Raw genomic sequence first — 19,794 nt, 5'->3', positions numbered from 1 at the left:
CCATGATCGACACCATCGTCTTTGACATCGGCAACGTGCTGGTCCGGTGGGACCCGCATGCGGCCTTCGCCCCGCATCTGGGCGGGCCCGACGCCGTTCCGGCCTTTCTGGAGCGGATCGGCTTTCGCGCGCTGAACCTGCGCGCCGATGGCGGAGAGACCTTTGCCGATCTGGCCGCGACCATTCCCGATGCGGATGACCGGGCGCTGTTCCTGACCTATCTGGACGGGCATGCCGCCTCGATCCGCGAACCGATCGAGGAGAGCTGGGCGCTGATGGAGCGGCTGCGCGCCCGCGGCCACGCGATCCACGCGATCACCAACTGGTCGGCCGAGACCTGGCCCATCGGCCTTGCCACCCATCCGCGCCTGGCCCGCGCCTTCGGCGTCACCGTGGTCTCGGGGATCGAGGGGGTGGCCAAGCCCGGCCCCGAGATCTTCGCGCGCCTGTGCGCGAAGGCCGGGGTCGCGCCGGGGCAATGCCTGTTCATCGACGACAGCGCGGCCAATGTCGCGGGCGCGCGCGCCGCGGGGATGGAGGCGCATCACTTCATCGACGCGGCCGGGCTGGAGCGCGACCTGAGCGCGCGCGGCCTGCTGTAAGGCACGGCATCGACATTCCCCGCGGGCTGGGGAATGCTGCGTCCCGGAGGCGCGCGGCCGGACGTGTCGTCGCGCGGAGGGGAATGGGAGTGATCGATTTTGCCTTGGACGCCCGGCTGGAGGAGATCCGCCGCCGCACGCGGGATTTCGTCGAGGCGGAGATCCTGCCCGTCGAGGCCGACCGCGGCACTTGGGACGAACACGACAACATCGCGGACGCGCCCCTTCAGGCGCTGCGCGCGCGGGCGCGGGCGGCGGGGCTGTGGTGCCCGCAGGTACCCGAGGCCCTGGGCGGCATGGGCCTCTCCGTCACCGGCCGCGCGGTGATGTATGAGGAGGCGAACCGGTCCATCTTCGGGCCTGCGGTCTTCAACTGCGCCGCGCCCGATGACGGGAACATGGACATCCTGGCCCGCGTGGGCACCCCCGATCAGCAGGCGCGCTGGCTGGCGCCGCTGGTGGCGGGGGAGGTGCGGTCCAGCTTTGCGATGACCGAACCCGCGCCGGGCGGCGGGTCCGACCCCGGCATGATCGGCACGACCGCCGTGCGGGATGGCGATGTCTGGCGCGTCACGGGCCGCAAGTGGTTCATCACCGGGGCCGAGGGTGCCGCGCATTTCATCCTGATCGCGCGCACCGACCCCAATCCTGACGAGAAGCGCCGCCATCTGACGGCGTTCCTGTTCCACCGCGACCAGCCCGGCTGGAAGATCCTGCGCCGCATCGCCATCATGGGCCCCGAGGAGCATGGCGGACATTGCGAACTGGAATTCGACGGGCTGGAGATCCCCGACGGGAACCGCCTGATGGGCGTGGGCGACGGGCTAAAGGTCACGCAGATCCGGCTTGGCACCGCGCGGCTGACCCATTGCATGCGCTGGCTGGGACTGGCCAAGCGGGCCACGGCCGAGGCGCAGGCCTATGTCGACGCGCGCGAGGGCTTCGGCATCCGGCTGGCCGACCGGGAATCGGTGCGGCTGATGCTGGGCGGCGTGGCGCTGAACATCCAGATCGGGCGGCTGCTTACGATGAATGCGGCTTGGGCGCTGGATCAGGGCAGCCATGCCCGCAAGGAGGTGTCCATGGCCAAGATCCATGTCGCCGACACGCTGCATCAGGCCGCCGACGTGGCGATCCAGCTGAACGGCGCGCGGGGATACAGCCGCGACACGGTGCTGGAATGGATCTATCGCTATGCGCGGCAGGCGCGGCTGGTCGATGGCGCCTCCGAGGTGCATCGCATGGTGCTGGCCGATGCCTATGCGCGCGAAGGGGACGGTTTCTGGGGCTGGGGCGCATGAGCCTGCCCCCGGTGTCCTATACGGACAACCCCGCGCTGGATGCCTGGCTGGCCGCGACGCTGGACCTGCCCGGCGCGCGCGTCATCGCCGCCGACAAGCTGTCGGGCGGCGCGATCCAGGAGAACTGGGCCGTGACCGTCGCGGCGGGCGAGGCCACCCGCCGCCTTGTCATCCGCCGCGACGCCCCCGCCACCATCGCCGCCAGCCGCAGCCGCGCCGAGGAATACGCCCTGATCGCCGCCGCCCACCGCGCGGGCGTGCGCGTGCCCGAACCCCTGGGGTTCTGCGGCGACGCCGCGGTCATCGGCGCGCCCTTCGCGGCGATGGGCTGGGTCGGCGGCATCGGATACGGCCCCAAGGTCGTGCGCGACACCACGCTTGGCGGCGATCGCGAGGCCCTGGGCCGTGAACTGGGCCGCCAGATGGCGCTGATCCATGCCATCGACCCCGACCCCGCGCTGGCCGCCATCCTGGGGCCGCGCCCGGCGGACCCGGCCCGGCTGGCGGTGGCAGGCCTGCGCGCCTGGCTGGATGCGCGGCCCGCCCCCCGTCCGGGGCTGGAATGGGCGTTGCGTTGGGCGGAACGCCATGCGCCGCCGCCGGACCGCGTGACTCTGACGCATCAGGATTTCCGCAGCGGGAATGTCCTGATCGACGCCTACGGCCTGACGGCGGTGCTGGATTGGGAATTCGCCGGATGGTCGGACCCGGCCTGTGACATCGGCTGGTTCTGCGCGCGTTGCTGGCGCTTTTCCCGACCCGATCTGGAGGGGGGCGGCATCGCCAGCCGCGCGGCCGTGCTGGCGGGCTATGCCGAGGCCGGGGGCGCCGTGCCCGACCCCGCCCGCATCCGCTGGTGGGAGGTGCTGGCCCATGCCCGATGGGCGGTGATCGCGCTGCAGCAGGGCGACCGGCATGCCAGCGGGGCCGAACGCTCGCTGCATCTGGCGCTGACGGGGCGCATCGCCGACACGCTGGAGCACGACCTGCTGCCCATGACCGCACCGGAGGCCGCATGAGCCCCGCAGCGGACCTGCCCGCGCTGGACCTCATCGCCGAGGCCGAGGCGACGCTGCGCCGCGACATCGCCCCCGGCGGGCCGGATGCCCGATACCACGCGCTTCTGGCCGCGAATGCGCTGGCCATGGCGCGGCGCGAACTGAGCCACCCGCCGCCGGACGCGCCCGCCGACGTGGGCGCGATCCGCGCGGGCGCGCATGACGGCGACGCGGCCCTGCACGCGCGCCTGCTGGCCGCCGCCCGCCACCGCGCCTGGATCGCCGACCCCGACAGCATCGAGGAGCCGACATGACCCTGTTCCGCCTGGACGGGCGCACCGCCCTGGTCACCGGCGCCTCCGGCGCGCTTGGCGCGGAGTTCGCGCGAACGCTGGCCGGGGCGGGGGCGCGCGTCGTGCTGGCCGCGCGACGCCTCGATGCGATGCGGGCCCTGGCCGACAGCCTGCCCCAGGCCCATGCCATCGCGCTGGACGTAACCGACCCGGGCAGCGTTGCCCGCGCCGTGGCCGATGCCGAGGCCTGGGCCGGCGCCCCGGTCGATCTGCTGGTCAACAACAGCGGCATCGCCACGCCGGGCGCCGCGCTGGAGCAGGGCGACGAGGACTGGGCGCGGGTCATGGGGGTGAACCTTGACGGGGCGCGGCGGATGGCCGTGGCGGTGGCCGCGCGGCTGGTGGCCACCGGACGGCCCGGCGCGATCGTGAACGTGGCATCCATCCTGGGGCTGCGGCAGGGGGCGGGGGTGTCCGCCTATGCGACCTCCAAAGCCGCGCTGATCCAGCTGACGCGGCAGCATGCGCTGGAATGGGCGCGCCACGGCATCCGCGTGAACGCGATGGCGCCGGGCTATGTCGAGACCGACCTAAACCGCGACTTCTTCGCCACCGATGCGGGACAGGCCCAGATCCGCCGCATCCCGCAGCGCCGCTTGGGCCGCGCGGAGGAGCTGTCGGGCCCGCTGCTGCTTCTGTCTTCCGATGCCGGGTCGTTCATGACAGGCTCGGTCATCGTCGCCGATGGCGGCCATCTTCTGTCCCCGCTGTGAGAGCCCCCATGTCCGATTACGCCATCATCGCCACCGCCCCCGGCGGCCCCGAGACGTTCCGCCGCACCGACATCGCCACCCCCGAACCGGGGCCGGGCCAGATCCGCCTGCGCCAGACCGCGGTGGGGCTGAACTTCATCGACGTCTATCATCGCAGCGGCACCTATCCCTGGCCGCAGCCCGCCGACCTGGTCGTGGGCTCCGAGGGCGCGGGCGTGGTCGAGGCCCTGGGCGCGGGCGTCACCAATCTCGCGGTGGGCGACCGCGTGGCCTACACGCAGCCCCTGGGGGCCTATGCCTCGGCGCGCCTCATCGCGGCCGATCGGGTCGTGCCGATCCCCGCGGGTGTCGGCGACGATGTCGCCGCGACGCTGATGCTGAAGGGGCTGACCGCGCATTACCTGATCCACGACTGCCACCCCGCGCAGGCCGGAGAGACGGTCCTGGTCCACGCGGCCGCGGGCGGCGTGGGGCTGCTTCTGGGACAATGGCTGGCCGCCAAGGGCGTGACGGCCATCGGCACCGCCGGAGGCGCGCAGAAGGGCGCGCTGGCCGCGCGGCACGGCTATGCCCATGTCATCGACTATGACAGCGCCGATTTCGCGGCCGAGGTCACACGCCTGACCGACGGGCGCGGCGTCGCGGCGGTCTATGACGGGGTGGGGGCGCGGACCTGGCGCGGCTCGATGCAGGCGCTGGCGATGCGGGGGACCTATGTCTGCTTCGGGCAGGCCTCGGGGCCGATCACCGACTTCGCCTTTTCGGACCTGGCGCCGAAATCGGCACGCGCCACGCGGCCCTCGCTGTTCCACTTCATCGCCGATCCGGTCGAACTGCGCCGCCGCGCGGCGGATCTGTTCGCCGCGGTGGCTGACGGCACGCTGCGCTCGGAGCCGCACCAGACCCTGCCGCTGGACCAGGCCGCCCGCGCCCATGCCGACCTGGAGGCGCGCCGCACCACGGGCGCGACCGTCCTGATTCCATGACGAAAGGGGGCGCCGGTCCAGCCGGCGCCCCCCTTCATGGTCGATCCGAACCGCTCAGTCGGCGTTGCGCTGACCCAGCTGCAGGCCCGCCGGCGCGGCGGCCAGATCGGCGACCGGGGCGGGCTGCCCGACGGGCTGACCGGCCAGCGCGGCGTCGAACTGCGCCCGGTCCAGCGCGCCCTGCCAGCGGCTGACGACGACCGTGGCCACCGCGTTACCAATGAAGTTCGTGACCGAACGGCATTCCGACATGAAGCGGTCCACGCCCAGGATCAGCGCCATGCCCGCGACCGGCACGGTGGGCACGACCGACAGGGTCGCGGCCAGGGTGATGAAGCCCGCGCCGGTGACGCCCGCGGCCCCCTTGGACGACAGCATCGCGACCAGCAGCAGCAGGACCTGCTGCTGCAGCGACAGGTCGGTGTTGGTGGCCTGGGCGATGAACAGCGCGGCCAGCGTCATGTAGATGTTGGTGCCGTCCAGGTTGAAGCTGTAGCCGGTCGGCACGACCAGGCCCACGACGGGACGGGCGCAGCCGGCCTCCTCCATCTTCTCCATCAGCGAGGGCAGCGCCGATTCCGACGACGAGGTGCCCAGGACCAGCAGGATCTCGGCCTTGAGATAGGAGATCAGCCGGAAGATGGAGAAGCCGTTGACCATGCAGACCGTGCCCAGGATCACGACGACGAACAGCGCCGAGGTCAGGTAGAACGTGCCCACCAGCGCGGCCAGGTTCATGACCGAGCCGATGCCGTACTTGCCGATGGTGAAGGCGAAGGCCCCGAAGGCGCCGATGGGGGCGGCCTTCATCAGGATGTCGACCACGCGGAAGATCGCGAAGCTGGCCGATTCCATGACCGACAGGACCGGCTTGGCGCGGTCGCCGACCATGATCATGCCGATGCCGAACAGGATCGCCACGAACAGCACCTGCAGGATGTTGCCCTCCACGAAGGCCGAGACCAGCGTGGTCGGGATGATGTCCATGACGAAGCCCACCAGGCTGGTCTCATGCGCCTTCTCGGCATAGCCGGTGACGGTGCTGGCATCGAGCGTCGAGGGGTCGATGTTCATGCCGCGACCCGGCTGCACGACATTCGCCACGATCAGGCCCACGATCAGCGCCAGCGTCGAGAAGGTCAGGAAATAGGCGAAGGCCTTGCCCACGACCGACCCCACGCCGCGCAGCGTGCCCATCCCGGCCAGGCCGGTGACGATGGTCAGGAAGATGACCGGCGCGATGATCATCTTGACCAGCTTGATGAAGGCGTCGCCCAGGGGCTTCAGCGCCTCGCCGGTCTGGGGGTAGAAATGCCCGATCAGCGCCCCGGCGATGATGGCGCAGATCACCTGGACATAGAGATGGGCGTAGAAGGGCTTGGGGGCATGCGCAACGGGATGCGCGGGGGCGTTCAACTGCATCGGGTCTCCTCCGACCGGCATGTGACGGTGATGTGACGCAGGATAGCGCATCGGGCAGCGCTGCCCGTTTTCCGCGCGCATGGCAGCAATGCGTTGATTTCATGGCTTTCTGTGGCGGACCTGCCCGCAGAACCGTGTGGTTTTCCGCACAGTCCCGCCGTGCTAGTGTGGAAACCGAAACAACCCCGGAGACGGCCATGGCCGAGATCGCCCTGCCCCGCGAATCGCGCCGGCTCCCCCATACGGCCCTGTGGCTGCTGGTGCTGGCGCTGGTCGCGCTGCCCTGGGGCGCGGGGCGGGTCACCCAGGACCGCATGCTGGCGCAGCTGGACCAGGATGCCCAGATCGCCGCCGAAAGCGCCGCGCTGACGCTGGACAGCATCCTCGACCGGCAGCGCGCGGTGGCGACCGTGCTGTCGGTCGACGCGCAGGTCATCGACCTTCTGCTGCAGGGCGGCGCGGACCCAGACCACGCGGTTTCGGCCAAGATGGACCTGCTGCGGGAGGAAACGCAGAGCGACGTGATCTATCTGATGAACCGCGACGGGCGGGCGGTGGCAGCGTCGAACTGGGACCAGCCCACCAGCTTCATCGGCCACGACTATGGGTTCCGCAGCTATTTCCGGCAGGCGATGGCGCAGGGCACGGGGCAGGAATACGCGCTCGGCACGGTCAGCGGGCGGCCCGGCCTCTATCTGGCGCATGAAGTGCGCGCCGGGGGGGCCGTGCTGGGCGTGGTGGTGGTCAAGGTCGAGTTCGACGCGCTGGAGGCCGCATGGGCGCGCGACAGCGGCGCGACCCATGTGCTGGACGCCGAGGGGCGCGTGATGCTGTCGGGCCAGCCCGCCTTGCGCTTCGGCCGCCTGCCCGAGGCGCGCGGCAGCCTGGAGGCGCGGGCCGCGGTGCGCGGCACCGACTGGCGGCTGCTGGTGCGCCGTCCCGTGGCCGAGGCGCGGCGCATCGCGGCGCTGGCGGCCGGGACCACGGCGCTGGCGGTGCTGCTGGCCGGGGTCGGGGTCGGGCTGATCCTCGCGCGCCTGCGCCGCGCCGCCCGCCGCGCGCGGGCCGAGGCCGCCTATCGCGCCGATCTGGAACGCGCGGTCGAGGCCCGCACGCGCGACCTCTCCGACGAGATGCGCGAGCGGCGCGCCGCCGAACAGCGGCTGGTGCAGCTGCAGTCCGATCTGGTGCAGGCCAACAAGCTGGCCACCCTGGGCCAGGTCAGCGCCGGTTTCGCCCATGAGGTGAACCAGCCCCTGGCCACGATCCGCCTCTTGGCCGAGAACGGTCGCGCGATGCTGGACCGCGACCCCGCGCCGGTGGGCGCGAACCTGGACCGCATCATCGGCATGACCGACCGGATCGGCCAGATCACCGCCGAGCTGCGCAACTTCTCGCGCAAGGCCACGGGGGCGGTCGGGACGGTGGCCTTGGAGGACGCGATCCAGGCCTCGCTGATGCTGACGGCCAGCCGGCGGCGCACCAGCGCGATGGCCTTCGACCTGCCCGACCTGCCGCCGGGCTTGGCCGTGCGGGCCGAGGCCGTGCGGTTGGAGCAGATCCTGGTCAACCTGCTGACCAACGCCCATGACGCGCAGGAGGGCCGCCCCGACCCCCGCATCGCCATCACGGTGCGGGCCGAGGCCGACCGGGTGGCACTGACCATCCGCGACGACGGTCCGGGCCTGGCCCCGGCGATGGCCGCGCAGCTCTTCACGCCCTTTGCCACGGACAAGCCGCAGGGCCTGGGGCTGGGGCTGGTCATCTCGCGCGACATCGCCCGCGATTTCGGCGGCGAGCTGGAGGCGCTGCCCCCCGAGCCGGGCGCGGGGGCGGCCTTCCGCCTGACCCTGCCGCGTGCCGCATGAACGGGCCGGTGCGCCTCGTCGATGACGACGCCGACCTGTGCGAGGTCCTGGCCCAGACCCTCACCCTGGCCGGGCTGACGGTGGAACACTTCGCCGATGCGGCGACGGCGCTGGCGGGGCTGGACGGCGACTATCCGGGCATCGTGCTGTCGGACGTGCGCATGCCCGGCATGGACGGGCTGCAGCTCTTCGCGCATCTGCGCGGGCTGGACCCGGACCTGCCGGTGATCCTCCTGACCGGGCATGGCGACGTGGCCATGGCGGTCGCGGCGCTGCATCAGGGGGCCTATGACTTCCTCACGAAACCCGTCGCCGCGGATCGGCTGACCGCGTCGGTCGGCCGGGCGCTGTCGGCGCGGGCGCTGGTCCTGGAGAACCGCCGCCTGGCCCGCCGCGCCGGGCAGGAGGCCGTGCGGGTCGAACCGGCGCTGACGGGCGACAGCCCCGCCATGATCCATCTGCGCGACAGCCTGGACCGCCTGGCGGAGGCGCAGAGCGACGCGCTGATCCTGGGTCCGTCGGGGGCGGGCAAGTCGGTCGCGGCCCGCGCGATCCACCGGCTTGGCGGGCGGCGGTCGCGGGCGCTGATGGTGCTGGACTGCGCCGCGGTGGACGAGGCGGGCTTCGAGGCGCTGCTGCTGGGCGGACAGCCGCCGCGCGGGCCGCGCAGGCCGGGCCTGCTGGAACAGGTCCATCGCGGCATCCTGTGCCTGGAGGACGTGACCGCCCTGCCCGCCCCCCTGCAGGCCCGCCTGCTGGGCCTGGTCGAGGCCGGCGAATACTGGCCCGCGGGTACCGCCGCGCCGCGGCCGCTGTCGGTCCAGATCCTGGCCACCGCGACCGAGGACCCGCGGCCTGCCATGCATCCCGGCCTCTATTTCCGCCTGTCGCGCGCCGTGCTGCGCCTGCCGCCGCTGGCCGACCGGCGCGAGGACATCCCGGCGCTGTTCCGCCACTATCTCCAGGCCGCCGCCGACCGGCTGTCGCGGCAGGTGCCGCCCTTGACCGACCTGGTCCTGGCGCGGCTGGCGGCGCATGGCTGGCCGGGCAACCTGCGCGAGCTGCAGGCCTTCGCCGAGGCGCATGTGCTGGGCCTGACCCCTTGGGACGGGCCCGAAGGCGCGACCGACCGCCCCGCCCTGCCCGACCTGGTCGCCGCCTATGAGGCCGGGCTGATCCGCGAGGCACTGCGCCATACCGGCGGCAATGCGACCGGCGCCATGGCGCTGCTGCAGGTGCCGCGCAAGACCTTCTACGACAAGCTGACCCGCCACGGCATCCGCCCCGGCGACTATCGCGACTGAGCGACGAAAAATCTGCACGATCTGCAAATCAGGCAGTTGACCTTCCGCGACGCGATGCTTAGCTGGCTAACCATCGCCGCAACCGCATCGCAGGATCACCGCCCCATGGCGCAGGACAGCCCGATTCCCGACGACCCCGACACGCCGCGCGACGGCGTGCTGCTGGACCGGCTGCTGCTGGTCATGCGGCGGTTGCGCCACAGCTATGACCGGCACGCGCGCGAACTGGGGCTGACCTTGTCGCGGGCCCGCGCGCTGGCGACGCTGGCCCGCCATGACGGCGCCACCCAGGCCGAACTGGCGCAGCATCTGGCCATCGAGGCCCCGACGCTGAAACGCCAGATCGACGCGCTGGTGGCCGACGGCTTCGTCGAACGCCGCGCCGATCCGCATGACGCGCGCAAGACCGCGCTGATGCTGACCGCACGCGGCCGCGACAGTGCTATCATCGACTTCACCAACCGCCTGCGCCGCGACCTGCTGGAAGGAATCGGCCCCGCCGATCAGGCGCAGGCCACCGCGGTGCTGGAACGCATCGCCCAGAACATCGAACGGATCGACCGGCCATGACCGACACCGCCCCGCCGCCGCCGCCCCCCGCGCCCCATCCGCCGCTGCCGCCCCTGCGGGCGCTGGCCTACATGGCGGCGGCGACGGTCATCGGGCTGGCGCAGGGCCTCCAGCAGGGGATCGTCTCGACCAGCCTGCCCCAGATCGCGGGCGATCTGGGCATCACCACCACCACGGCCGCCTGGCTCCTGGCGATCTACATGATCCCGCGCGCGGCCCTGCCGGTGATGCTGATCAAGATCCGCACCCAGTTCGGCCTGCGCCGCTTTGCCGAGATCGGCATCATCGCCTATGCGGCGGTGGCGCTGGCCTCGATCTGGACGGTCGACTTCCGCTCGGCGCTGATCCTGCAGATGCTGGCGGGGATGGCCGCCGCGCCGCTCTCCACGCTGGCCTTCCTCTACATGCTGGAGCCGCTGTCGCCGCAGGCCAAGATGGTCCTGGGCCTGCCCTTGGCGCTGGTCGTGCTGATGGCGGGGCCGTCGCTGGCCCGCGTGGTCGGGCCGTCGCTGATCGGCGACGGGGGGCTGACGGCGGTCCACCTGACCGGGCTGGGCTTGGCGCTGGTCTCGCTGATGCTGGTCTTCCTGCTGCCGCTGCGCCCGGTGCCGCGCCAGAAGGTCATCGCGCCGATGGACTTCGTCAGCTTCCTCCTGATCGGGGCGGGCTTCGGCGGGCTGATCGTGGCGGGGGTGATGGGGCCGATCTACAACTGGACCGACGTCGCCTGGATCGGCTGGACGCTGGCCGGATCGGTGGCGGCGCTGGCCCTGGCGGGCGCGGTCGAACTGAACCGCCGCGCGCCGCTCCTGGACATCCGCTGGCTGGCCAGCCCGGCGATCCTGCACCTGACCGGGACGCTGTTCCTGTTCCGGCTGATCCTGTCGGAACAATCCGCGGGCGCCCCGCGCATGTTCCAGGTGCTGGGCGTCGCGCCCGAACAGATGACGGGCCTCTTCGCGGTCATCCTGACGGCCAGCCTGCTGGGCGCGCTGGCCTGCATCGCCTGGATGCGGCCGCATCGCGTGGCCGGGTTCCACCTGGTCGCGCTGCTGATGATCGCGGCGGGCGCGGCGCTGGATGCGGGGGCAAGCCTGGACACCCGACCCGCGCAGATGATCGTCAGCCAGGCCCTGATCGGCTTTGCGGCCATGCTGTTCATGCCGCCCGCGATGATGACCGGCCTGATCGCCGCCCTGTCGCGGGGGCCGCAATACATCCTGTCCTTCGTGATCGTCTTCATCTCGACCCAGAGCCTGGGCGGGGTGCTGGGATCGGGGCTGTTCACGACGCTGACCACCTGGCGTCAGGCCGCCCACCTGCAGGAGCTGTCGGCGCATCTCTCGGCCGCCGACCCGATCACCGCCCGCGCGCTGGCGGGCCGCGCGGCCCAGCTGGCCGCCCAGACCCCCGACGCCGCCGCCCGGCTGGCCCAGGCTGGGTCCGAACTGGCCGCCCGCGCCAGCGCCCAGGCCTGGGTCAGCGCCTATAACGACATCTATGCCCTGACCGCGGTGGCCGCGCTTCTGGCGGCGGCCCTGCTGATGCTTCACCTGTTGCGCGACGCGCTGGCCCTAAGGACCGCCGCCACGCCCGATACCGGAACCCGACCATGACCAAAGAGAACCGTCTTGCCACCGTCATCGCCCTGATCCTGGGCCTGGGGGGGGCGCTGCTGCTGCTCTATGCCTGGCACCTGCCGCCCTTCTCGGACGCCGCCCCCCGGACCGAGAACGCCTATCTGCGCGGCGAGGTCACCATGCTGGCCCCGCAGCTGTCGGGCAGCGTCACCGCGGTCGAGGTGGACGACTATCAGGCCGTCACCGCGGGCCAGGTCGTCGCCCGCATCGACGACCGCATCCCCCGCCAGCGCCTGGCCCAGGCCGAGGCGCAGCTGTCGGGCGCCCAGGCCGCGCTGAAGGTCGCCGAACAGGACGTGCTCTCCGCGGAGGCGGGCCTGCGCGCCGACCGGGCCGGGCTGGACGCCGCGGTCTCGGGGCTGGAGACGGCGCAGTCGCAGGCCGACCGTGCCGATCAGCTGCTGACGCGGGGGGTGACCTCGCAATCCTCGACCGACCAGGTGCAGCTGGCCCTGCAGCAGGCGCAGGCCGCCCGCACCCAGGCCGCCGCCAAGCTGGAGGTCCAGACCGAGGCGCTCAACTCGGCCCGCGTCGCGCTGGACGCCCGCAACGCCGACATCACCGCCGCCGAGGCCGCGGTCGAGCTGGCGCGGATCGACGTGCAGAACACCGTCATCCGCGCCCCCGCCGATGGCAGCCTGGGCCAGGTCTCGGTCCATGTGGGACAGTATGTGACGCCGGGGACCGCGCTGGTCCCGCATGTCGGCACCGATCTGTGGGTGGTCGCCAACTTCCGCGAGACCGCGCTGGCCGGGCTTCAGCCCGGCGCGGCGGTGGCCTTCACCGTGGACGCGCTGCCCGGCGCCGAGTTCACCGGCACCGTCGAGGCCCTCTCGCCCGCGACCGCCTCGGAATACAGCCTGATGGCGGGCGGCGCGACCTCGGGGAACTTCACCAAGATCGCGCAGCGCCTGCCGGTGCGCATCGCCATCGACCCCGGCCAGGACGTGGCCGGGCTGACCGCGGGCATGTCGGTCGTGGTGCGCGCGACGCCCTAACCCGCGTCCTGCACCCGGTGCCGCCGCCGTCGCCCCGCGATGCCGGCGGCCACCGCGCCCGCGATCTCGGCGCAGGCGGTGATGCCCTGCACGAAGGGCCGGTCATGCATCAGCCAAGGCAGCGCCACCAGGCACAGCCGCCCCGTGAAGGGCCCCGCGTCCAGCAGGCTGTAATCCTGCCCGATCTCGGGGATCTCCTGCCCGCGCGCCACCAGTTCGGCGCGCAGCGTGGGCCAGGGCAGGTCGGCGCTGTCCATGGCCTTCTGCCCGCGCGCGTCGATGAAGACGTCGAAGGCCTCCTCGCGCCCGTCCAGCACGATGCGGGTCGTGTCACCGTCGCGGCGCAGGTCGTAATCCTCGCCCAGGGCCAGCAGCGACAGCACCCCCGCATCGCGCAGCGCCAGCAGGCGGCGGATCGATTCGGGCGGCACCGCGGAATAGTTGTCGACAAAGACCTTGCGCAGCCCCGCATCGAAGCGCGCCCGGTCCTCCTCGGACAGGTCCGGGACGACCTCCTCCACCGCCTCGTGCATCCGCAGCAGCGCATAGCGCCAGCCGACCGTGACGCGGTCGCGGTGGTTGCGGACCACCTCGGCCAGGTTGTCGCGCGCCCACCGGAAGGGGCAGGCCGCGTTCCGGGCCGCGAAATAGGCCTCGGCAAAGCCGTCCGCATCCAGCCCGCCCAGACCCATGCGCAGCGCCCAGGCCGGATCGGCCTGCATGATCTCGGCGCGCATCAGCGCAAAGATCCCGTCCAGCCCCTCGCCCGCCGCGATCCGCGCGGCCATGGCCTGCGGCGTCGCCACCGCCAGCGGCAGATAGGGGATCGGGCAGTAGAAATCCGCCTCGGGCAGGATGCCGCTGCGCGACATCAGCACGATGCGCAGATCGCCGGCCTCGGGGTCGCGCTCGAAGACCAGGGGTGCGGCGTCGTCGCCCTCGTCGTGGAAGCGGCCATGCTGGCAGGCGACGGCCATGGCCGCGTCGATCGCGCTCAGCGAGGTGCCCATGACGCCGACCCGCGCGGGCGGGATCTCGGCCTCGATCAGGCCCGACCAGGGGCTGGGAAAGAAGCTGTCGCTGGCCTTGTCGGCGCCCGGAAAGCGGTGGCCGGTCGCGACGATCACCCGGTCGAACGGCCCCTCGGACCCCGCATCGGTGACGACCGACAGGCCCTCGGGCGCGGCGGTGACATCGCGCATCGCGGCCCCCTCGCGCAGGCGGATGTCATGGCCCGCCGCTCGCCCCTCGCGCACCAGCCCCGCCAGCCCCTCACGGTAATAGGCCCCCAGAAGCAGCCGCGGCGTGAAGCTGCGCCGGTCCAGCGCCTCACGCTCCAGCCCAAATTCGGCCAGCCGCGCATCGGACTGCGCGCGCAGCCAGTCCAGATAGGTGGGACCCACCGGCGGAATTTCGATGCTGGCGATGTTGGCCAGCATCATGCGGGTGGCGCTTTTCGGAGAATAGGGCATCCCCTGCCCGGCCACCGGCGCCTTCTCGAACAGGGTCACCGACAGGGGCGTGCCGGCGGCCAGCAGGGATTGCAGGGTATAGATGCCGGTGGGTCCGGTTCCGACGATCGCGATGCGCGGGGATGTGCTGTCCATGCCGCCGAACGCGCCGTGCGGGCGGACGTTCCGGCATCAAATGTCAGGCGTCACCGGCGGGATGCGAAAGTTCAGCCGCGCGACGGCCCCGCCCCGCGGACCTGTCACCAGGTCCAGCACCCCGTCCAGCGCGGTCGCGAACTGGCGCGCGACGATCAGCCCCAGGCTGTCCGTCCGCTCCAGCGAAAACCCCTGCGGCAGGCCCGGCCCGCGGTCCGCGATCTCCAGCCGCGCGGTGGTGGCGCCCGCGCGGTCGGGCGCGTCGGCGGCCAGGGTCACCGCGATATGCACCTGCCCGTCGGCCGAGGGGCCGTGCTCGATCGCGTTCATGGCCAGCTCGCTGGCGATCAGGCCCAGGGGCACGGCCGTGTCATGCGGCAGACCCACCGGATCGGCACGCACCTGCAGATCGACATTGCCGGCGCCGGTGACCTCGACCACGTCGCGCAGCACCGCCGACAGGTATTCCGCGCCGTCCAGAACCTGCATGTCGGGCGAATGCAGCCGCCGCTGCAGCATCGAGATGGATCGGATGCGCGTCTGCGCGGCGATCAGCGCCTGGCGCGCGGTGTCGTCGGCCACCGCCTGCCCCTGCAGCCGCAGCAGCGCCGCCACCGTCGAGAGGTTGTTCGAGATCCGGTGCTGCAGCTCCGAGAACATCAGGCTGCGCGCATGGGCCAGCGCCGTGGCGCGCTGCTCGGCCGCCTGCCGCTTGCGCAGCGCCCGCTTCGCGGCGGTCAGGAACAGCACGTCCGTGCCGATGATCAGCAGATAGAAGCCCAGGGCCAGGATTGCGCCCGGCGTCAGCGCGAGGCTGTTCAGCGGCAAAACGAAGGCATGCCACGCGATGACGCCGCACACCGCCCCCACCACCAGCCCCGACCGCAGCGACGAGAAGACCAGCGTCAGCATGACCGCCGGAAAGAAGGTCAGGAAGGGAAAGCCCGGCGGCAGCACGTCGTCCAGCGCGTAACGCAGCGCGGTCGACACGGCCACGGCCAGCGTCGCGAAGACGATCTCGTGGCGCGGCGAACGTCGCGCCAGCAGCGCCCCCTCCAGCCCGCGCATCAGCCGGTTGCGCAGCCGCGCGGCAAGGATCGGTCTGCGGCCTGTCATGATCCCCCCTGCGCGCCCGGTGATTCGGGCGATTGAACCCTAGCAGGAATGATGACGGGGGGAACGCCCTGCCCCTGCGTCACCTCAGTCGTCACCGAACAGGCCCGGCGACATCTCCTGCCAGAAGGCGGCGATGCGGGCGGCGTTCAGCGGCGACATCCAGCCGTGGCGCTCGAAGTCGGCGCGGGCGGCGCGGTCGGTCAGCTGGCTGACGAACAGGCGGCGGTCGGCGTCGCGCTGCGTGGGGGTGCGGGCGCGGATCACCTCCTGGATGCGGCGCAGCCGTTCGGCCTGCGGGCTGGGCGCGGGTTCGGCCGGCGCCGGGTCGGGCGTCTCGAACCGCCCCTCCAGCGCGGCGCTCAGATAGCCGACCTTGCTGACCACGTTGCGCCGCCCCTCGACGTAATCCAGCTTGGCCGCGACCTGCGCCTCGCCATGCGAGGCCAGCCACTGCCGCGCCAGCCGGTCGCCGACGCCCAGCTCGCGCAGCCGCGCATAGACCGCGCCGTGGCGCGCGCCCTCCCCGTCATCCATGTCCAGGATGGCCAGCTGCGGGTTCTCGCGGATCAGGAAGCGGATCTGCGTGACGGCGCGCCCCTGCTTGCGGATGTCGGGGGTCAGGATGATGTTGCTGGTGCGGTTCACCTCGGCCACGGCGGGCTTGATGATCTTGGCGTTCAGCTGCTTGAAGACCTCGTAATAGGCCGACCCCTCGACCCCCATCAGGCGGCGGAACAGGTCCAGGTCCCACCAGCCCGTCGATCCGGTCCGCACGAAGCGGTAGCAGTTCTCATAGAGCGCCAGCGCATGCCCCGAGGTGAAGCGCCGCTGCATGTTCAGGTTGATCAGCGCAAAGACCTTGGGGTCGTGCAGCTTCTCGGCCAAGGCCGGGGAATAGGCGTATTCGCACACGCCCCCCTTCAGCTTGGCATAGCTCAGCAGGCTGGAGACCCCCCATTCCTGGCGGCCCTTCTCGTCCAGCATGTCCCATTCCGCGACCGTCTCGACCAGGCCGCGCAGCGACTGCTTCAGCGTGTCCATGTCGTTGCTGTTGTAGCCGATCATCAGGCACAGGGTGCGCGCGTCGATCTGGTGGCTCGGGCGCGTGGTCAGCGTGTCATAGGCGTTCAGCAGCAGGACATTGGACAGCTTGCGCTGCAAGAGCGTCAGCTTGCCCGAGACGTGGATCGCGGCCACGTGCTTCTTGACAGCACCGCGGCGCAGCGCGCCCGACAGCTGATCGCGGGGAATGTCGTCCATGGTCCTGCCCGGCGCCTCTGTTGCGCTCTCTCCTGCCCCATGCTGCCCCAAAAGGCACCCGTTCACAAGCGCGTTGCAGGCACCATCGGACGGCCGCGCCACGTCCCGGAAACGGGCACCCATGCGGTCGGGGGTCTCCGGAAGGGTGCCCGTTTCCGGGACCGGCAGGTCGCTTCGGGTCCGGTTTCGGCCCATCTCCGCGCCTTCGGGCCTCCATCCCGCCGATGGGAGCCCCTCCTCCCGAGAATCAGCCCCGCTGCCCCCGTATCCGGGCACCCGCCGTCCCGAATGCGGGTGCCATTTAAACCGTAAACGGGTTCCGGATTGCCGATAAACTTATAAAATAAAACAATATTTCGTTCTCAAAGATTCTAAAGCCCTTATACTTCTTACAAGCTTTGTGGGGTCTTTTTGCATCGAACAGGGCAGGGTTTCGCCGCGAAACCGGCCTTCGGGATTCCCATGCGAGGGTTGATGTGCGATAGTTTGCGAGGGACGCGTCCCCAATCGATACATCGCAGCAGGAACGAGATGTCAGGCAAAGAGCCTCTTCCCCCCTATTTCAACATCGATCCCGCCCGCGCCGCGCACCGCCTGTCCGAGCCGATCGGCACCGCCCGATTCGCCAAGGCCGCCGCCTTCGCGGCCCGGGGGCGGCAGGATCTGGCGGAGCGCGGCTATGCCCCGGACGGCCGCAAGCGCCTGCGCCGCTTCTCGACCTGGGAGGTGTGCCGTTACCTGATCCCGGTCGCGACCGCCCATTTCCGCCGCGTCCTGCGCAAGCATCCCGACCTTCCGCAGGGCGTTGGCGAGGGTAATTCGAAATGGTTCACGCTGGAGGACGTGCTGCGCCTGCGCGACCACTTCGCCCAGGAGGGTGCGGCCGACCGGGAATACCGCCCCTGGCGCCCCGAGGGCCTGCCGGCCAAGGTGCTGGCCGTCGCCAACTTCAAGGGCGGCGTGGGCAAGACCTCGACCGCCGCGCATCTGGCCATGTCGGCCGCGCTGGACGGCTACAAGGTACTGGTGATCGACCTGGACAGCCAGGGCAGCATGACCTCCATCATGGGCGGGCAGGTCAGCGACGAATGGTCCACCGCCTTCCCGCTGCTGGCCCGCGACTACGCGCTGGCGCTCCAGGATGAGAACCGTGTCCGCGAGGCATCCGGGCGCCCTGCCCTGCCCTTCGACGAGACGCTGACCGAGGCCCTGGGCATCGGCGCCCGTGACCTGATCCAGAAGACCCACTGGCCGAACATCGACCTGCTTGGCGCGCAGCTGAACCTCTACTGGGCCGAGTTCCAGGTGCCGGTCTGGCGCATGGGCGTGCGCGGCTGGCCGCTCTGGGACGCGCTGTCGAACGGGCTCGCGCGCGACGGGGTGCTGGACGACTATGACATCGTCATCATCGACACGCCCCCGGCCCTGGGCTACCTGACCATCAACGCGCTGGCCGCCGCCGACATCCTGCTGGTGCCCTTGGGCGCGACCTTCCTGGAGTTCGACTCGACCGGGCGCTTCTTCGACATGCTCTATTCGACCTTCGCCAGCGTCGAGGATGGAGAGAACAGCGCCCGCCGCCGCGACGGCCTGCCCGAGATGCGCTTCGAATGGGACGCGGTCCGCGCGATCATCACCCGGTTCGAGGCCGGTCAGCAGACCGATCTGGCCAATGTGATCCAGGCCTATTTCGGCGACTTCATGACCACTTACCGGCAGGAGCTGACCGCCATGGTCGGCCAGGCCGGAGAGCAGGTGAACGGCATCTACGAGGCCGATTACCGCGAGTTCAACCGCGACACCTATGTCCGGGGGCGCGAGACCTTCGACCGCACCTGGGCGGAGGTCAAGGAGCTGATCCTGGGCGCGTGGTGGCGCGACCTTCAGATGGCAGAGCAGGACGCAGAGGAGCCCGGACATGGTTAAGCGCAGGCGGCTGGAGACCCCCAGCACCGACGATCTGGACAGGATCGAGGCGCAGTTTCGCAGCGAAACCTTCGATCGTTCCGGCGCCGCCCGGGGCGTGGCGCCCATCGCGCAGGTCGCCGCCGACAGCGCGGCCCATGTCCAGACCGCGGGCGGCGATGCCCGCGCCGCCCGCGCGCGGGCCGAGGCCGATGCCGCGCGGCTGGAAGAGGCGCGTCAGGCCGGACTGCTTATGGTCGAGCTGCCGGTGGCGGCCATCGACGCGGATGCGATGATCCGCGACCGCATGACCATGGGCGAGGCCGAGATGATGGAGCTGCGCCAGTCGATCGCGGCGCATGGGCTGCGGCTGCCGATCGAGGTCTTCGCGCTGGAGGGCGAGGGCAGGGAGGGTCACACCCACGGCCTGCTGTCGGGCTATCGCCGGCTGCTGGCGACGCGGGCGCTGCTGGAGCTGACGGGGCAGGACCGCTATCGCACGATCCGCGCCATCGTCCGGCCGCGCGAGGAGGCGGGCGGGGCCTTCGTGTCGATGATCGAGGAGAACGAGGTCCGCGAGAACCTGAGCCATTTCGAGCGGGGCCGCATCGCGGTGATCGCCGCCAATCACGGCGCCTTCGCCAATACCGAGGATGCGGTGGACCGGCTGTTCGCCAGCGGGTCCAAGGCCAAGCGGTCCAAGATCCGGTCTTTCGCGCTGATCTTCGAGGAGCTGGGCGACATGCTGGAGTTCCCCGAACAGCTGACCGAGCGGCGCGGGCTGCAGCTGGCGACCGCGCTGCGGCAGGGAGCCGAGGCGCAGCTGCGTCAGGCCCTGTCCCATGCCAGCCCCCCGGATGCCGAGGCCGAATGGGCGGTCATCGAGCCGGTGATCCGCCGCGAGGAGCAGGGCATCCGCGACCCGGCCCGCGGCGGGCGGCCCAAGCGGGCGGCGTCGCCCCGCGCGCCGGTCCATGGCTGGATCGACGACCAGACCCTGCGGACCTCCAGCGGGGTGACGATCCGGCGGTCCTCGGACGGGCGCGGGCATCTGCTGCGGCTGGAGGGGGACGTGCTGACCGCCGACCTGATGGACAGCCTGATGCTGGAGATCCGCGCGCTGCTGGAGCGCTGACGGTTTCGCCGCGAAA

At 71.4% G+C, this 19,794-nt stretch carries 17 protein-coding genes; 13 read left to right on the top strand and 4 right to left on the bottom strand.

Annotated features, from left to right (window positions below; genetic code table 11):
• Positions 1 to 2: 2 nt before the first annotated feature.
• The 6 genes from AC2SGK_RS07290 to AC2SGK_RS07265 all read left to right on the top strand — a co-directional run bounded on the left by AC2SGK_RS07290 (position 3) and on the right by AC2SGK_RS07265 (position 4,953).
• The gene (locus AC2SGK_RS07290) at positions 3 to 602 is read left to right on the top strand and encodes an HAD family hydrolase (RefSeq protein WP_488322929.1); all 600 of its coding nucleotides are present in this window, start codon (positions 3 to 5) and stop codon (positions 600 to 602) included.
• An 89-nt stretch (positions 603 to 691) separates the two neighbouring features.
• On the top strand, positions 692 to 1,903 hold the full coding sequence (locus tag AC2SGK_RS07285; protein WP_488322928.1) for an acyl-CoA dehydrogenase family protein: 1,212 nt from the start codon (positions 692 to 694) through the stop codon (positions 1,901 to 1,903).
• Complete coding sequence (locus AC2SGK_RS07280) at positions 1,900 to 2,922, top strand: phosphotransferase family protein (RefSeq protein ID WP_488322927.1); 1,023 nt, start codon at positions 1,900 to 1,902, stop codon at positions 2,920 to 2,922. Before AC2SGK_RS07285 ends, AC2SGK_RS07280 begins: the two co-directional genes overlap by 4 nt.
• Entirely contained in the window at positions 2,919 to 3,215 is a 297-nt protein-coding gene (locus tag AC2SGK_RS07275; RefSeq protein WP_488322926.1) for a hypothetical protein, read from the top strand. Before AC2SGK_RS07280 ends, AC2SGK_RS07275 begins: the two co-directional genes overlap by 4 nt.
• Positions 3,212 to 3,967: an SDR family NAD(P)-dependent oxidoreductase gene (locus tag AC2SGK_RS07270; protein ID WP_488322925.1), complete on the top strand. Its 756-nt coding sequence runs from the start codon at positions 3,212 to 3,214 to the stop codon at positions 3,965 to 3,967. The genes AC2SGK_RS07275 and AC2SGK_RS07270 overlap by 4 nt, the downstream gene beginning before the upstream one ends.
• Positions 3,968 to 3,975: 8 nt before the next feature.
• On the top strand, positions 3,976 to 4,953 hold the full coding sequence (locus AC2SGK_RS07265) for a quinone oxidoreductase family protein (protein ID WP_488322924.1): 978 nt from the start codon (positions 3,976 to 3,978) through the stop codon (positions 4,951 to 4,953).
• A 54-nt stretch (positions 4,954 to 5,007) separates the two neighbouring features.
• On the opposite strand, the gene AC2SGK_RS07260 is transcribed toward AC2SGK_RS07265, so the two are convergent.
• The gene (locus tag AC2SGK_RS07260) at positions 5,008 to 6,375 is read right to left on the bottom strand and encodes a dicarboxylate/amino acid:cation symporter (protein WP_488322923.1); all 1,368 of its coding nucleotides are present in this window, start codon (positions 6,373 to 6,375) and stop codon (positions 5,008 to 5,010) included.
• Positions 6,376 to 6,572: 197 nt separating this feature from the next.
• On the opposite strand from AC2SGK_RS07260, the gene AC2SGK_RS07255 reads away from it, so the two are divergent.
• The 5 genes from AC2SGK_RS07255 to AC2SGK_RS07235 are packed head-to-tail and all read left to right on the top strand — an operon-like array spanning position 6,573 to position 12,755.
• Entirely contained in the window at positions 6,573 to 8,243 is a 1,671-nt protein-coding gene (locus AC2SGK_RS07255) for a sensor histidine kinase (RefSeq protein WP_488322922.1), read from the top strand.
• An 8-nt stretch (positions 8,244 to 8,251) separates the two neighbouring features.
• The gene (locus AC2SGK_RS07250; protein WP_488322921.1) at positions 8,252 to 9,547 is read left to right on the top strand and encodes a sigma-54-dependent transcriptional regulator; all 1,296 of its coding nucleotides are present in this window, start codon (positions 8,252 to 8,254) and stop codon (positions 9,545 to 9,547) included.
• 54 nt (positions 9,548 to 9,601) lie between these two features.
• A complete protein-coding gene (locus AC2SGK_RS07245) occupies positions 9,602 to 10,117 on the top strand; it encodes a MarR family winged helix-turn-helix transcriptional regulator (protein WP_488322920.1) in 516 nt (171 codons plus the stop codon).
• Positions 10,114 to 11,733 carry an efflux MFS transporter permease gene (locus AC2SGK_RS07240; protein WP_488322919.1) on the top strand — a complete coding sequence of 540 codons (1,620 nt, stop codon included), beginning with the start codon at positions 10,114 to 10,116 and terminating at the stop codon, positions 11,731 to 11,733. Before AC2SGK_RS07245 ends, AC2SGK_RS07240 begins: the two co-directional genes overlap by 4 nt.
• Positions 11,730 to 12,755 (top strand): HlyD family secretion protein, encoded by a 1,026-nt coding sequence (locus AC2SGK_RS07235; protein WP_488322918.1) that lies wholly within the window; start codon positions 11,730 to 11,732, stop codon positions 12,753 to 12,755. The genes AC2SGK_RS07240 and AC2SGK_RS07235 overlap by 4 nt, the downstream gene beginning before the upstream one ends.
• Here AC2SGK_RS07235 and AC2SGK_RS07230 read toward each other — a convergent pair.
• The 3 genes from AC2SGK_RS07230 to AC2SGK_RS07220 form a co-directional block, all read right to left on the bottom strand.
• The gene (locus tag AC2SGK_RS07230) at positions 12,752 to 14,362 is read right to left on the bottom strand and encodes an FAD/NAD(P)-binding protein (RefSeq protein ID WP_488322917.1); all 1,611 of its coding nucleotides are present in this window, start codon (positions 14,360 to 14,362) and stop codon (positions 12,752 to 12,754) included. The genes AC2SGK_RS07235 and AC2SGK_RS07230 overlap by 4 nt on opposite strands.
• Positions 14,363 to 14,398: 36 nt before the next feature.
• Positions 14,399 to 15,478, bottom strand: a complete 1,080-nt coding sequence (locus AC2SGK_RS07225) for a sensor histidine kinase (protein WP_488322916.1) — start codon at positions 15,476 to 15,478, stop codon at positions 14,399 to 14,401.
• An 84-nt stretch (positions 15,479 to 15,562) separates the two neighbouring features.
• Complete coding sequence (locus AC2SGK_RS07220) at positions 15,563 to 16,738, bottom strand: replication initiation protein (RefSeq protein WP_488322915.1); 1,176 nt, start codon at positions 16,736 to 16,738, stop codon at positions 15,563 to 15,565.
• A 531-nt stretch (positions 16,739 to 17,269) separates the two neighbouring features.
• Here AC2SGK_RS07220 and AC2SGK_RS07215 point away from each other — a divergent pair.
• Both AC2SGK_RS07215 and AC2SGK_RS07210 read left to right on the top strand, forming a co-directional pair.
• Positions 17,270 to 18,664 carry an AAA family ATPase gene (locus AC2SGK_RS07215; RefSeq protein ID WP_488322914.1) on the top strand — a complete coding sequence of 465 codons (1,395 nt, stop codon included), beginning with the start codon at positions 17,270 to 17,272 and terminating at the stop codon, positions 18,662 to 18,664.
• Positions 18,657 to 19,778 (top strand): ParB/RepB/Spo0J family partition protein, encoded by a 1,122-nt coding sequence (locus AC2SGK_RS07210; RefSeq protein WP_488322913.1) that lies wholly within the window; start codon positions 18,657 to 18,659, stop codon positions 19,776 to 19,778. The genes AC2SGK_RS07215 and AC2SGK_RS07210 overlap by 8 nt, the downstream gene beginning before the upstream one ends.
• Positions 19,779 to 19,794 lie beyond the last annotated feature (16 nt).

It is taken from the genome of Paracoccus sp. NIOT.M2S5SZ12, assembly GCF_057748165.1.
This window is presented reverse-complemented; position numbering and strand designations above follow the sequence as displayed.